Raw genomic sequence first — 15,059 nt, 5'->3', positions numbered from 1 at the left:
TTAGGACTGATGATGGAAAAGAAAAAAATAAAAGCGGCCGTCGTCGGCGTTGGATCTCTCGGTCGCCATCACGCGCGGATTTATTCAGAGCTTGATCAGGTTGAATTGGTCGGTGTTTCTGATCTGAATATGGAACAGGCGAAGGATATTGCGTCAAAGCATCACTGTGAGGTCTTTCCCGACCTGGCATCTTTGTCCGGGAAAGTGGATGTGGCCAGTGTTGTTGTTCCGACGAAGGCGCATTGTCAGGTTGCTAAAAATCTTCTTGAGAACGGGATCGATATTCTCCTGGAAAAGCCGATGACGTCGACGGTAGAGGAGGCCGACCAAGTTCTTGCCCTCGCGGAGAAAACCGGCCGGATACTCCAGGTGGGGCATATCGAGCAATTTAATTCGGGGGTTAAAAAATTGAAGGAGTCCCTGACGCAGGCCCATTTTATCGAATGCCATCGGATGGGACCGTTTGCCACTCGGGGAACCGATGTCCATGTTATCCTTGACCTGATGATCCATGATATCGATATTATCTTATCCTTGGTTCCTTCTGAAATTGTCGAGATTCGTGCCGTGGGCGTACCGGTCCTCACGCCTCAGATTGATATCGCGAATGTTCGGCTTGCTTTTGAAAACGGCTGTGTGGCCAATGTGACCGCCAGTCGGGTCTCTATGGAGAAACTTCGCAAGATCAGAATATTTCAGGCCGATTCCTATCTTTCTCTTGATTATATGAATCAAGAGTTGATCGTTGGAAAGCGCATTTTTCGGGAGGGGGAGATACCGAAGGTGAGCGTGGATAAGATTAAGGTTGAAAAAGAGGAACCCTTGAAGTCAGAGATTGAGGCTTTTATCCATGCCGTCCAGACCCGAAGTGTCCCGAAGGTATCTGGGGAGGCGGGCCGAAAAGCGCTTGAGGTGTCTCTTCGTATTGTTGAGTTGATCCAGAAAGAGAGGTAACCATTTAGCATGCCACTACTTTACTTCAGGGCAAGGTGCGAGGAGTACAGAACCGTAACGTGTGTGTCTATACGTGAGGATTCGCACGCCACAGAAACGCAGCCATTGGAGAAAAAGAGAGGTGTGCTGAATAGTTACAAAGAGGGTTTGGTTGGATGAAATACGGCAGCTCCAATATTCGGGGAACGAATCCGAATGTGAAGGTATCTCGTGTGATGATTGTGGCCGGAGAAGCATCTGGAGACCTTCACGGCGGGGCCTTGGCCCGTGCCTTGCTAGAGAAAAATCCCTCTCTTAATCTCATCGGTTTTGGCGGGGATGCGATGCGCCAGGCCGGAGTGAATGTTCGGTTTGACATTGAACAACTTGCCGTCGTGGGTTTATTTGAAGTTTTGTTCCATATCAAGACACTTATCCAGGCCTATTGGACTGCCTGCCGTCTCCTGAGAGAAAAGATCGATCTCCTTGTCTTGATTGATTATCCCGACTTTAATTTGTGTCTGGCAAAATCGGCAAAGCAGTTAGGGATTCCTGTGGTCTATTACGTCAGCCCGCAGATATGGGCTTGGCGTTCAGGCAGAATAAAGACGATTGCCGAACGAATCGACCAGATGCTGGTTATTCTTCCTTTTGAAAAAGAGCTATACACCTCGAAAAATATCCCTTGCGAGTTTGTGGGGCACCCTCTTCTTGATGAAGTAAAGCAGAAGGGGATGCCTTTTTCTTTAGGAGACCCGGCTGAGGAGGCATCCCGGAAGAAAGCTTACCTGGCGAAGAAAGGGCTCGATCCGCTTGCGACAACGGTGGGTCTTCTCCCAGGAAGTCGAAAGCGTGAGGTACTTTCTCACCTGCCCGTCATGCTTCAGTCGATGGCTTCACTTGCAAAAAAAATTCCAGGCTTGCAGGTCCTGATCCCTGTGGCTTCTTCGCTCCCCCAGGGGCTCATTGAAAAACTGATACGATCCTCTCTCCTCCCCATCCGATGTGTCGAAGGAGAGGTCTATGAGGTGATGCGTGCCTCTCAAGTCATGGTTGTGGTATCCGGAACAGCGACACTGCAGGGCGCTCTGGCTGGAACGCCGATGGTGATTATTTACAAGCTCTCATGGATTACCTATCAGATTGCGAGGCTGGTGATTCGATTGAAATGGGCCGGTTTGGCAAATATTGTGGCCGAAAAGCCCTTCATCCCGGAATTGATGCAATATGATGTGACGCCTGAGAACATCGCGGAAGAGGTCGGTCGACTTTTAAAGGACGAAGTCGAATATGAAAAAATGAGGCAGGGCTTGAAGGTGGTGGCGAGCCGCCTTGGCACCGCCGGGGCCTCGGATCGGGCGGCTTCCGTGATCTGCCGGCTCCTTGAGAAATCGATGACCTTAGAGGGCGGGTTTAGGAATCCTGACTTGCCTTCAGAAGTTCGTAGCATAGAAAAAGGAAGAAAACTGGCATGAAGCTTTACCTGCGTTTGATTGTTTATCTGAAACCGTATCGCCTTCAATTCTTTGGAGCGATCTTTTGCGCCTTGATGGTTTCCATTATGACGGGGACCTATGCTTGGATTGTTCGGCCGGTCATGGATGAACTTTTCATCAAAAAGGATACCGACATGCTGATGGTGATTCCGGTAGCGATATTTGTCGTTGCCCTCCTCAAGGGGATCTTCTTCTATGCTCAGGCATACTTGATGCAATATGTTGGAAATCACATTGTGGCTGATATCCGAAAAGAATTCTATCAGCACATTGTCTTACTTCCGATTGGATATCATGCAAAAAATTCGACGGGACAACTCATGTCCACGGTCATCAATGATGTGGGAATGATCCAGATGGCCGTCTCGACGGTGGTAAAGAATGTTGTTCAGCAGACCCTGACCTTGATCGCATTGTCTTTCGTTGTGTTCTATCAAAACTGGCGTCTGGCTTGTATTGCGGTGCTGGTGATGCCAGTCATGGCCTATCCACTGATTCGACTGGGAAAGAGGCTTCGAAAGGTTGCGCGTATCGGGCAGGAAAAGATTGCGGATTTGACCAATGTCCTCCAGGAGACCTTTTCCGGCATCCGTGTTGTGAAGGGTTTTGGCCGGGAGGACTTTGAAGCCGATCGTTTTTCCAAAAAGAACATGGATTATGTCAAGGCCTTGATGCGTTCCACGTCAGTGTCTGAACTGGTCTCTCCTGTGATGGAAACCATCTCAAGCCTTGGCGTCGCGGCGATTATCTGGTATGGCGGTTCTCAGGTGATGCGAGAGACGATGACGCCCGGGACATTTTTCTCCTTTATGACGGCGACGATGTTGATGTATGGTCCAATCAAGGGCCTTAGTACAGCAAACAATATGTTACAGCAGGCGATCGCGGCGGCAGAGCGGATCTTTGAGGTCTGGGATCTAAAGAACGAAAGAACCATGGACGAAGGTAAGCGGATCTTGCCGAGTGTGCAGGGCTCTGTCGAGTTTCAGGATGTTTCATTTTCTTATGACGGGGTGGCTTCTCCTGCACTTTCGAAGATCAACCTGAAGGCAAATCCAGGGGATATCATTGCATTGGTGGGGAGCAGCGGCGCGGGTAAGTCGACGCTGGTGAATATGATTCCCCGATTTTATGATGTTCAACAGGGTGCCATCCTCATCGATGGGGTTTCGACGCAAGAGGTGACACGTTCATCCCTGCGGAGCCAGATCGGAATTGTCAGTCAGGAGATTGTCCTCTTTGATGACACCGTTCGCTGGAATATCGCATATGGTGTGGGAGAGGTGTCAGAGGAGAAAGTCATCGCTGCAGCCAAAGCGGCCTATGCCGATGGCTTCATCCGTAAAATGCCCTTAGGATATGATACCATGATCGAAAAGGCAGGGATGAATCTTTCGGGAGGAGAGCGCCAACGTCTGGCGATTGCCCGCGCGCTCTTGAAAGACCCTCCCATCCTGATCCTGGATGAGGCGACCTCGGCCCTGGATTCGAAGTCAGAGTTCATGGTTCGAAAAGCGCTGACGGATCTCATGAAGGATCGGACCACTTTTGTGATTGCACATCGTCTTTCAACCATCCACAAGGCAAGCTGTATTCTTGTTGTTGACCACGGGAAAATTGTGGAGATGGGCCGCCATGAAGAATTGATTCGGAGGGATGGGCCTTATAAGAAGGTCTACCAGATGCAGTTCTGGGATGGAGAGGAGAAGGTGGATGAGACTCCGGTTGATGTCGAACATGCATGAGCCATGGTGATCATTGCCTCATGGGTAGGGGTTGCTCAGTGTAAAGGAATGATCTTTGTTGAGGTATAGATGGGGAAAGGCAGGTTAGCGTGTAGCAAGAAAAGGGGAAAGACCTTTTATTATGCCATTTACCAAGTGCTCTTGGTTCTGATTTTACCCTTCAGTCTTCTTTTTCTCCTCGTACGGATTATACTTCGTCCACCTTACCGCTCCGGAATCGCACAACGTTTTGGCTTATATCCGAAAGGTTATTTTAAACCACTTCAAGGAAAAAGAGTTTTCTGGGTTCATGCCGTTTCTGTCGGAGAAGTCATCTCGTCTGGCGTGTTGGTCCAATCCCTTCGGGAGCAGTACCCTGATGCGGCCATTGTCTTCTCAACAGTGACCCCTACGGGACAGGCGGCGGCCCGGAGACGTCTTCAGGGGGTTGACCTTTTTGTCTACTTCCCTTTTGATTTGATCTGGGTGACGCGGTCCCTCGTACGTCGGATCTCACCGGCGATTTTCATCTTTTTTGAGACAGAGGTCTGGCCAAACTGCCTCCTCTCCCTCTCGGAAAAGGGGGTTCCTGCAATCATGTTGAATGGTCGGATTTCAGCAAGGAGTTTTCGCCGCTACCGGCTTGTGCGATTCTTCTTAAGGCATGTGCTGAATGGGGTATCTCTTTTTTTGATGCAGACCGAGGGTGATGTCGAGAGGATTGTTGAAATGGGGGCGCCGCCTGAGCGTGTTGAAAGAACTGGAAATATGAAATATGATCAAGCCGTTTCAGGCCGCACCGGGGAAAGGGCCGGTGATCTGGATACAAAGCATGAAGAAACACAAATACGCGCAGAACTGAGGCTCCGGGAGAGCGAGATATTCATGATTGCCGGGAGCACACATGAAGGGGAAGAGAAGGCTGTCCTGGAGGCCTTCTCTTTAATCGCGGCCTCGGGCCCAAGACCTGTTCTTTTAATTGCGCCTCGTCATCTGGAGCGCTTGACCCGGGTGGAAGAACTCATTACTCAGGAGGGATACCTATCCGTTCGAAAAACAAGGATGAGGGATTCCGGGAGTGATCGGGATAAGGAAAAACCGGAAATTATTCTCCTTGATACTCTGGGAGAACTTGATCGTTACTACCCCGTTGCTGATCTTATTTTTGTGGGTGGCAGTCTGGTGCCCGTGGGCGGACATAATGTTCTCGAGGTCGCCGCATGCCGCAAGCCGGTATTTTTTGGCCCCCATATGAAGAATTTCCAGGAAATTTCGGATCAATTGCAGAGAAGCGGGGGCGGTATCAGCGTGAGTGACGGAAAGACCCTGGGAGAAAGGATGGCCTGGTTGATGCTGCACCCGGAAGAGTACGAAAAAAAAGGAGAGAGTGCCTATCTTGTTGTCCTGAATAATCTCGGTGCGGTCGAGCGGAATCTGGATCGGATATCAAAATGGGTGGATAGGATCGAAATTGGACTTGAAATCCATTCAGGATGAAGAGGTAGAAGGACAAGATGCTCTTGGGGGATCCGTTCCTGAAATCATTCGGCCTTCACTCAGGGCGGGCTGGTTCTTAAAATGGATCTGGACTCAAAAAGGGGTTCTGTTCGATACGATTTTGCTTCCCCTGACCCTGCTTGGATGGTTATATGGGCTTGTTTCCCGAATACGTGTGGTTCTTTACAAAAATGGAATCCTCCCACAGAGACGGGTCGATGCGTTTGTCATTAGTATTGGAAATATCACCGTGGGGGGGACAGGCAAGACACCCTTAACCATCTATCTTGCGAGGGAGTGGAAGAAGAAGGGATGCTCAGTAGGTATCGTCAGCCGAGGATACCGGAGAGAAGACAAGCGTTCTATCGTTCTGGTGTCGGATGGTTCCAGAATTTGTGAAACAGTTTCCGCTGTCGGGGATGAGCCCACTCTGATGGCGGAACGGCTTGAAGGTGTTCCCATCATCGTTTCGACGGACCGCTTTGAAGGATGTCAGTGGCTGATTCAAAATTTTAAGATCGATGTGATACTACTTGATGATGGGTTTCAACATCTCAGGCTTCAGCGTAATATGAATATTCTTATTGTGGATGCCTCAAACCCGTTTGGGAATCGCCGTCTCCTCCCTCGGGGTCCACTTCGGGAGCCGCTTTCAGCGATTCAACGGGCAGATCTGGTTATCTTCACCCGTGTAGATCGAGGTTGTAATTTTGAGGAGGTGCACCAGGAGATGACGCGTTCCGGCCGCCGGGTGCTTCAGAGTATATTCCGGTCGACTGGATTGATCCACTTAAATACCGGACTAAGATACCCTGTTTCTGATGTTAAAAATTATCCCATCTTCTGTATGTGCGGTATCGGAAATCCTGAATCCTTTGTGAGATCCATGCGTGTGTTGGGGGCCCAGGTGAAAGGCGAAATATTTTTTGGAGACCATCACGCCTATAAGCCCACTGACTTTTTGGAGATCGGGAGGCAGGTTTCTATAAGTGGTGCCGGGAGGGTGGTGACGACTGAAAAAGATGCGGCCAAAATAAAGCCCTTTTTACCTCTGGATCTGGAGATTTGGGTACTGCAGATTGATGTTGTTTTCCTTGATGACCCTAAGGATTGTCAGGCGCTTTTATTTGATATGGATAAAGTAAAGAAAAATATTTCTCGTAGTTAAGGTTTTGAAGAATCAGAGAGTGGAATATTGATGAAGGACAGGATTGAATATAGCATCGCCCGTTTATTGATTGGCCTCTTTCAGCTTGTTCCTTACCGCATAAGTGTTCAGTTGGGTGTCTCTCTTGGAACCGTCTTCTACCTGATCGACAAACGGCATCGACAGATTGCCTTAAATAATCTTCGTACTTCTTTTAAAGAGGAAAAGAGCGAAAGAGAGATCCGACGGATCGCCTTGAGCTCGTTTCAAAATATGGGACGCGCCGTGGTCGAATTTGCCTGTCTTCCAAAATGGACGGATGAAGAAGTAAAGGAAAAAGTAAAAATAGATGGCCTTGAACACATTCTCTCGGCCCAAAAGTGTGGGAAAGGGATGATCTTGTTGTCTGCTCATTTTGGAAATTGGGAATGGATGGCCGTCGGCTTGGCCGCAAGAGGGGTTCCGATGCATGTTGTGGCCCGGCGTATGGACAATCGGTATATCGATCAAATGATCCAAAAATGGCGGTCTCGATTTGGGAATTCTGTTTTCAATAAGCAGAAGACGCCTGCGGCGGAGATCGTTGCGCTTTTGAGGGAAGGGGGAACGGTCGGATTCTTGCTGGATCAGAACACAGCGATATACGAAGCGGTTTTCGTCGACTATTTCGGCCGGAAGGCTGCCACTCATAAGGGATTGGCGATCCTGGCGTTACGAACCGGGGCTTCTGTTGTTCCTGTATTTTTTATCCGGACGAAGGAAGGGCCTCGGATCGTGATAGAGAAAGCGCTGGAATTGACACGAACCGGTATTCTCAAACAAGATGTTGTTAACGCGACCGCACTCTTTACTCAAAAGATTGAATCGTTTGTTCGTCAGCACCCGGACCACTGGCTTTGGGTTCACCGCAGGTGGAAGACGCGACCACCACACTCTTCCTTTGACAACATGGATGTGCAGGCGAATGCCGGTCATGAGTAAGAAAATTTTGATTCGAATGCCGAACTGGATTGGTGATGCGGTGATGGCGATCCCGACGCTCTCAGCCCTAAGAACCCGGTTTGATGGCGCTCAGATTACCCTACTGGCGAAGTCATCCGTTGCTGCGCTCTTTGACAACCATCCTGATGTGGATCGCGTCCTGGTTTATGAAGATAAGGGAAAGCATCGAGGTGTGATCGGGTTGTGGAGGTTGATCCGCTCTCTTCGGAAAGAGTGTTTTGACCTCGCATTTCTCCTGCAGAATGCCTTTGAGGCGGCTCTCATTGCGGCGGCGGCCGGTATCCCGGCTCGTGTTGGATATGCAGCGGATGGGCGATCATTTTTGTTAACACGTTCGTTGCAGAAGAAAGGCGCACCACATCACCAGCGGGAGTCCTATCTTGCCCTGATGAAATTGGTCGATGGTCGACCCCTTGCAAGCCCTCCTTTTCTTGTGGTCTCGGAGGAAGAAAGAAGTACGGCCTTTAAATTTCTGGATTCATACGGTATCAAGGAAGAAGATTGCCTGATTGGCATTCATCCCGGTGCGGCCTATGGATCGGCAAAGCGCTGGCTTCCAGAGCGCTTTGCCGCCGTAGCCGATCAAGTGGTGGATCGTTTCCAGGCAAAGGTGGTCATTTTTGGCGGACCGCTTGAAACCGATATCGCAGCCACGGTTCAGGAAGCCATGAAGACCCCGTCTCTTGTTCTGGCCGGAAAAACAAGCTTAAGAGAGATGATGGCCTTGATGGAAAAATGCCGTCTCTTTATCACCAACGATTCAGGACCGATGCATGTGGGGTCGGCATTGGGTATTCACGTGGTCGCGATATTTGGTCCGACGGACCCGACCCGGACCTCACCTGCCGGAGTACATACACGGATTATACAAAAAAAGGTCGATTGTTCGCCCTGTAAGGCGCGGGAATGCCCGATTGATCACCCTTGTATGACGGATGTTTCTTCTGAGGAGGTTTTTCAGGCTGCGACAAGGTCTCTTGACGGATTTCGGGGAAAATCGGGTGCGGTTTTTTTGGATCGTGATGGGACGATTAATGAAGATGTTGGATATCTGAGTCGTCTTGATCAATTCCTCCTTATTCCAGGGGCGGTTTCCGGGATCGCGAAATTAAACCGGGAGAGTATTCCGGTCTTCCTGGTTACCAATCAATCTGGGGTGGGACGCGGTTTCTTTCCGGAGGAATTTGTCTGGGAGGCCCATTGTCATCTACAGGGTCTTTTAGCGAAAGAGGGGGCTGTGCTGGATGGCATCTACTATTGTCCTCATTCCCCTGAAAAGACAAAGTGTCGCTGTCGGAAGCCCTCAATGGGAATGATTGAGAGGGCAGTTCTGGAGCATCATGTCGATCTTTCCCAGTCTTATATTGTTGGAGATAAACCAACGGATATGGCTCTGGCCCGCGAAGGGATCAAGAGTGTTCTGGTTCAGACCGGAGAGGGAAGGGGGGCACTTCAAGCGTTGTCCCGACTAGGGCGGCCGCCCGATCGTGTTTCAGAGAACTTGAAGGCCGCAGTCGAATGGATTTTGCGAGATATTCGAGAAGAGACTGATTGATGTGATACGAGGTTCCAGATTGAAAGACAGCACTTTCCTGAAAGAGAACCGGAGTCCCAGGGTTGCGGTTGTAAAACTCGGTTCTATCGGGGATTGTATTCATATGCTTCCAGTAATGAGGGCGTTGCGACGGAATATTCCGAAGGCGTATATCGTCTGGGTGGTTGAGGAGAAGGCGAAGGAAGTGCTTCTGGATCAGGATGGAATCGATGATCTCGTTGTTATTGATACCAAGTTATGGCGGCGCTTGCTTAAGTCGGGTAGAGGAATCGCAGTCTATAATATGGTGAATGCCCTTAGAAAACGTTTGTCCGATTATCGGTTTGATTTTGCCATAGATGGCCAGGGTTTGCTTAAGAGTGGATTCATTACACTCATGACAAAGGCTCCCTGCCGGATTGGGTTTTCGCGGAAGGCCTGCCGTGAAGGGATCAATACCCTGTTCACGACCTGTCGTGTGGTGCCATCTGGTCTGCATGTGATAGAACAGAACCTTTCATTGTTGGGAGGTATGGGGATCACGGACCGGTCTGTCTCCTTTAATTTTACGCTACCGCCTTCTGCGATTGCACGTATTGTCCAATGGCGGAGAGAAGTCGGCTTCGATTCTCGTATGCCGCTCGTTGCCCTTCATCTTGGCGCTGGTTTTGAAACAAAGCAGTGGCCTGAAGAATCTTTTTTGCGACTCGCGGAAATGTTGCTTGAAAAAGAAGGAATTCCTGTCGTGATCACTTCAGGGGAAGGGCATTCGAAAAAAGTGGAGTCCTTCGTTCAGAGAAAAAGCAAGAGACTTATACTTGCCCCCCTCTTCCGACTGCAGGAGCTCGCGGCTCTTTATCAAAGTTGTAGGGTTGTCGTGGCCGGGGATACAGGGCCCCTCCACCTGGCAGTTTCGGTCGGATGTCAGACGGTAAGCTTGTTCGGCCCTTCGGAGGCGGGTCGAAGTGGGCCTTATGGGAAGGGACACTGTGTTCACCAACAACAATGCATCTGCAGAGGTTCCTCCCCCTATTTCCCGAGACGCTGTCGGCAAAGTAGGAGCTGTATAGAAAAGATAGGTATCGAAGAGGTGTTTGATTCAGTTAAGATGCTGGTGAAGGAGGGTGTATGTCAATAGGTCGTGATCTTTTAGATATTCTCGCATGTCCTAAATGCAAAGGGGAAATCCATTTAAATGAAAAGGAGGACGGGATCCTCTGTGTATCGTGCGGTCTAATGTACCCCATCCGGAATGATATTCCGGTGATGTTGATCGACGAAGCGGTCAAGGTGGAAGGTCCTCCGGGGTGAGCGGTACGATCCGCCGGTTGATTAGAGAGCATCGGAGAAGATGGACTATTTTATTGGGACTTATTTTTTTCCTCCTTTCCTCTCCCTCGCTGCTCTCATTGAAGATTGGACTCCCCATTGTTCTTCTGGGAGAAGGGCTTCGGACCTGGGCCTCGGGCTTTCTGGAGAAAAATATATTTTTGCAAACCCGAGGGCCTTACGCCATGACGCGACACCCGCTTTACCTCGGAAATCTTGTTATCGGGATTGGCTTCGCTTTCATGGGAAACAGCTTCCTGGGGGGAGCATTTTTGTTGGCAGGCCTGTCCATTATTTTTACAATAACGATGTATGATGAGGAAACCACTCTTTTTAAGCGTTTTGGAGAAAGCTATGAAGATTATGTTAATCGTGTCCCCAGATTATTTCCCCGTTGGAAGTATTTTGATTTTAAAGGGTTTCAGTGGAGTCGGGTCATGGTAAACCGTGAATTGGCGCGTTGGCAGAGAATCGTCGGAGGGGTTCTTCTTTTTTTAATAAAGGGATGGCTTATATAGGGAGAATCCCTGATATGTATGGTCGGCTCACTCTGGCCGGTCTTGAAGCGTGATTCCGTGCCCAAAGAGATCGTTTTGGTTGATATATTGTTTTGCGTGTCGTCCTGGCATCTTGGGAGTTTTCAGAGTTGTAGGCTGAACAGATTAATCCTACCCAGGAATGCGGACGTGGCATCTTGAATATCATAGTATTTGACTTTTAAAAAGTACTAATTCATCATACATGAAAGTCAATTTGTGGGTGTGGTGCACTCCTAACAAATACTGGGGTGACTATTTTTGTGTTTTGTCCCGTCGATTAGGCTTTCTGGGGGGCTTTCCACCGTAGGAGAAAGATATGAAATTGAAGAAGGGTGTGAAAAAACTGTTGATACAGACCGGTCTTTACGGACTTGATAAGCGCGTCAAGAAGGCCCTCAGAATACCAAAATACCAGATGAGTTTTCCCCCTTATGGCACCGACACACACAAGGCAATTCTGGGGTTGATCGATGTTGTTCGGTTTGGGTCCATTGCGCTTGCTATCCATCGTTTGCAGGTGGACCAAATTGGAGGGGAACTCGCTGAAGCGGGTGTTTATAAGGGAGAGCTAAGCAAGTTCATCACATCTCTTGACACGGGGAGAACGTTACACCTGTTTGATACATTCTCAGGATTTCCTCAGCAAGCCCTTGACGCTTCTGAAGAGAGCGATGATCGGTTTACCGACACAAGTGTCGAAGCGGTGAAACGGGAGATCGGCGACTGTACCAACATCATCTTTCACGAAGGAATCTTTCCAGATACGGCAGAACCCATTTTAAATAAGACATTTGCTTTTGTGATGCTGGATATGGACAAGTACAAGCCGACCTTGGCGGGGCTGGAGATTTTTTATCCTCGCATGAGCCCGGGGGGCTACATTTTCATTCATGACTACAACAGTCCGGAATCTGAGTATGGGGTCTCACGAGCGGTGAATGCGTTTTTTAAAGACAAGGTAGAGCAGATCATTGAGTTGCCAGACCGCGGAGGGTCGGCTGTGATTCGTAAGGCCTAGAGAGGACGCGGTGCGTTTGGGGGAAAGTGATGGCCTGTAATCTCGCATCAGCCGTCGGGTATTTTTACGCCCTCGTGAAAACAGCCCAAATAAGACATTCTTCTCCCACTGGGAAGGACTGATATTTTCTCGTTCTCTAGTGGCTCTTTGTAACTCTTAAGGAAATAAAAGAATTAATGGGAAAGGAAGCCACCTTATCTTCAAGCAGAAGACAACAACGCAGGCGCTCTTATCGTGTGCTGATCATTTCAAGGGGGAACATTAGACCGGAGATACAACTTGTTCAGCGCCTCTATGAAGCCGGGATTGATCTCGTTTTTATTAGGGACCCTTCCTTTCTAGCCATGGACAAGTTGGTAGGATGGAAGGTTCCAACGGTCAAAATGACCTTACATTCCCATTTTGACTGGGCGGGCATCAAGAGGCTCCGGCAGATGATTCGCAAAGAAGGTTTTGATATTGTTCATGCATTGGCCAGTCGCCCGTTGTCCAACAGCATATGGGCCTGTTATGGAACAGATGTTAAACTGGTTGCTTTTCGCGGCGTCATCGGACATGTCCACCGATGGGATCCGAGTGCTTGGATCAAGTACCTCAATCCTCGCATTAATCGGTTGATTTGTCTCTCTAAAGCAGTAAGAGATTACTTGCTATCAGCGGGAATCAGGAGAGACAAGCTTGTCACAATCTATTACGGGCAGGACCCAGAATATGATAAATGTAATAAAAGAGTCGGTCTCGATCAGTTCGGAATCCCCCCTGGAGCTTTCGTCGTTGGTTGTATCGCTAATATTCGGCGTGTTAAGGGAGTTGATGTCCTTATCAGGGCGGCCCATTTTTTCCCGGAAGGGTCCCCAGTCCATTTTCTATTGATCGGAGAACTACGCGATCCTCTTGTTAAAAAACTGGCGAATGATCCGAAAATCTCCCATCGGATCCACTTTACAGGTTTCCGTCCTGATGCCACAGCAATCATCAGAGAATGTAACGTGGCGGTCGCTCCCTCCAGGATGGAGGCCTTAAATATTGGGATAATGGAGGCGATGATCCAAGGGGTACCGCCGGTAGTTACTGATGTGGGTGGATTGCCGGAGCTTGTTGTTGACAAAGAATGTGGTTTCGTGGTTCCTCCTGAGGATCCGTCAGCCCTCGCAAAGGCTATTCTCCGGCTGTGGCGTGATCCCCTGCTTTGTCAGACCTTGGGTCTGAAGGCGAAGAAGCGGATTTTGGAGCAGTTCAATATTGAAAGGACTGTCAGAGAAACGATCGCTTTGTATGAAGATCTGGTTGCTTCAAAGTGAAGAGGGTCTATTCCGATCTCCTGCAGCTATTTTCAGGCCATTTAAAAGTTAGGGTTTTTCCCTGAGGTCTTTAAGGATTTGTTTTAGATTATCAGGATGATTGATCTAGGGAATATTGCTTGGATATGAGTGTATGAAAAAAACTGTTTTATTAGATCTTGGAAAGCTGAAGGATTTGTGTTGCGGACTCGGTCAGGTTTCTCACCAATTAGGAATGAAACTTGATGGATATGATGACGAAGATATAAAAATAAAATTTTTGTTGCCTCATGGGTTTAGTCGAGTCTTTAAAGCTGAATCCGAGCCGCTTTCGCTGAGACGCAGATATTTCCCATTTATTTGCAAAAAATATGATCTATGGCATGCCATACATCAAGATTCTGCATATTTCCCTTCCAGTCGATCGGCTCCCTATGTTCTAACGATTCAAGATTTAAATTTTTTAGAGGAAAAAAGCCGAAGCAAGGCTCGTAAGAGACTGAAGAGATTACAACAAAAGGTATCGAGAGCCTCTGTCGTCACTGTCGCTTCCAAATACACAGAACAGATTGTTCGGAAGAATCTCAACTTAAAAAGGGGCAATCAAGAGATCCCCGTCTTTACGGTTTATCAAGGGATCGATTTATCTGTAAGCCCGCAGAAAAAAATAAATTTTTCTCTTTCGGGTAAATTCTTATTTACTATTGGGACAATTTTAGACAAAAAAAATTTTGGCGTCCTGATCAATTTCTTGAAGCGTTTACCGGACTATCAATTGGTTATTGCAGGCCGGAAGGATACAGAGTACGCGAGGATGATCGAAAAAAAAGTTGAAGCACTCGGGTTGGGAGGACGCGTTATTCTTCCTGGAATGATAAGTGAAGAGGAGAAAAGATGGCTTTATCGTTATTGTGAAGCCTTTGTTTTTCCCTCGAAATATGAGGGCTTTGGTATGCCGGTTCTGGAGGCGATGTATTTTGGGAAGCCGGTCTTTCTCTCAACATGGTCTTCACTTCCTGAAATAGGCGGCGAATATGCTTACTACTGGAAAGATTTTTCCCCTGAAACAATGGAGAAAGTCTTTCTGATGAAAATGGCGGAATTTAGAGCAAATCCCAACCGTTCTAAAGAGATTAAAGAATATGCAGAACGCTTTAATTGGGATAACACCGTAGGTGCCTACTTAAAAATTTATAAGGATGTATTGGCAGGAAAGTCGTACCGATAGGGGTGATGTTGCCTCAGGGTCTGTCCGATAAAATTTCTTCAGCTATTTTCCTGTGCTTCGATGATCCCTTAGGTATCCTTACTGTCCTGTCAAAATAAAAAGGGATGGTCTTTTCCATCGACTTTAATGAGGTTGAGTCAATTCGATAGAAAACTTCTCTATTAGGGAGGTGTTCTTGTGGCGTCGGTGGACGGCTTGCAGGCGAGTTATAACTGAAAGTGGTGTATTGAGTACTTGAAAAAAAGCGGCGTATCTGGTTGATTTGAAACTGCGAATGAATCAAACAACCTGGAGGATACGCCACCATGAAAGATCATACCGTTATTTCGTTA

13 protein-coding genes are annotated in these 15,059 nt (G+C 48.3%); all 13 read left to right on the top strand.

Going from position 1 to position 15,059, the window contains the following annotated elements; genetic code table 11:
* Positions 1–12: 12 nt before the first annotated feature.
* The 13 genes from EYQ01_03490 (at position 13) to EYQ01_03430 (ending at position 14,727) form a co-directional block, all read left to right on the top strand.
* Positions 13–954, top strand: a complete 942-nt coding sequence (locus EYQ01_03490; GenBank protein ID HIE64877.1) for a Gfo/Idh/MocA family oxidoreductase — start codon at positions 13–15, stop codon at positions 952–954.
* A gap of 155 nt (positions 955–1,109) precedes the next feature.
* A complete protein-coding gene (locus tag EYQ01_03485) occupies positions 1,110–2,408 on the top strand; it encodes a lipid-A-disaccharide synthase (protein ID HIE64876.1) in 1,299 nt (432 codons plus the stop codon).
* Positions 2,405–4,174, top strand: a complete 1,770-nt coding sequence (locus tag EYQ01_03480) for an ATP-binding cassette domain-containing protein (protein ID HIE64875.1) — start codon at positions 2,405–2,407, stop codon at positions 4,172–4,174. The genes EYQ01_03485 and EYQ01_03480 overlap by 4 nt, the downstream gene beginning before the upstream one ends.
* Positions 4,175–4,243: 69 nt before the next feature.
* Positions 4,244–5,650, top strand: a complete 1,407-nt coding sequence (locus EYQ01_03475) for a 3-deoxy-D-manno-octulosonic acid transferase (GenBank protein ID HIE64874.1) — start codon at positions 4,244–4,246, stop codon at positions 5,648–5,650.
* Positions 5,562–6,818 (top strand): tetraacyldisaccharide 4'-kinase, encoded by a 1,257-nt coding sequence (gene lpxK / locus EYQ01_03470; protein ID HIE64873.1) that lies wholly within the window; start codon positions 5,562–5,564, stop codon positions 6,816–6,818. The genes EYQ01_03475 and lpxK overlap by 89 nt, the downstream gene beginning before the upstream one ends.
* 30 nt (positions 6,819–6,848) lie before the next feature.
* On the top strand, positions 6,849–7,778 hold the full coding sequence (locus tag EYQ01_03465; protein HIE64872.1) for a hypothetical protein: 930 nt from the start codon (positions 6,849–6,851) through the stop codon (positions 7,776–7,778).
* Positions 7,762–9,354, top strand: coding sequence for a lipopolysaccharide heptosyltransferase II (gene waaF, locus EYQ01_03460; protein HIE64871.1), 1,593 nt, complete (start codon positions 7,762–7,764; stop codon positions 9,352–9,354). The genes EYQ01_03465 and waaF overlap by 17 nt, the downstream gene beginning before the upstream one ends.
* A 19-nt stretch (positions 9,355–9,373) precedes the next feature.
* Positions 9,374–10,471, top strand: a complete 1,098-nt coding sequence (locus tag EYQ01_03455) for a glycosyltransferase family 9 protein (GenBank protein HIE64870.1) — start codon at positions 9,374–9,376, stop codon at positions 10,469–10,471.
* The gene (locus EYQ01_03450) at positions 10,462–10,644 is read left to right on the top strand and encodes a Trm112 family protein (protein ID HIE64869.1); all 183 of its coding nucleotides are present in this window, start codon (positions 10,462–10,464) and stop codon (positions 10,642–10,644) included. Before EYQ01_03455 ends, EYQ01_03450 begins: the two co-directional genes overlap by 10 nt.
* Positions 10,641–11,180, top strand: a complete 540-nt coding sequence (locus EYQ01_03445; GenBank protein ID HIE64868.1) for an isoprenylcysteine carboxylmethyltransferase family protein — start codon at positions 10,641–10,643, stop codon at positions 11,178–11,180. The genes EYQ01_03450 and EYQ01_03445 overlap by 4 nt, the downstream gene beginning before the upstream one ends.
* A 337-nt stretch (positions 11,181–11,517) precedes the next feature.
* Positions 11,518–12,219 (top strand): hypothetical protein, encoded by a 702-nt coding sequence (locus EYQ01_03440; protein ID HIE64867.1) that lies wholly within the window; start codon positions 11,518–11,520, stop codon positions 12,217–12,219.
* A 176-nt stretch (positions 12,220–12,395) separates the two neighbouring features.
* Positions 12,396–13,520: a glycosyltransferase family 1 protein gene (locus EYQ01_03435; protein ID HIE64866.1), complete on the top strand. Its 1,125-nt coding sequence runs from the start codon at positions 12,396–12,398 to the stop codon at positions 13,518–13,520.
* A gap of 133 nt (positions 13,521–13,653) precedes the next feature.
* Positions 13,654–14,727, top strand: a complete 1,074-nt coding sequence (locus tag EYQ01_03430; GenBank protein ID HIE64865.1) for a glycosyltransferase family 1 protein — start codon at positions 13,654–13,656, stop codon at positions 14,725–14,727.
* Positions 14,728–15,059: the final 332 nt, after the last annotated feature.

Source organism: Candidatus Manganitrophaceae bacterium (assembly GCA_012960925.1).
In the GTDB taxonomy this organism is placed as follows: domain Bacteria; phylum Nitrospirota; class Nitrospiria; order SBBL01; family JAADHI01; genus DUAG01.
The sequence above is the reverse complement of the archived record's forward strand: the minus strand, read 5'-3'. Positions and strand labels throughout refer to the sequence as shown.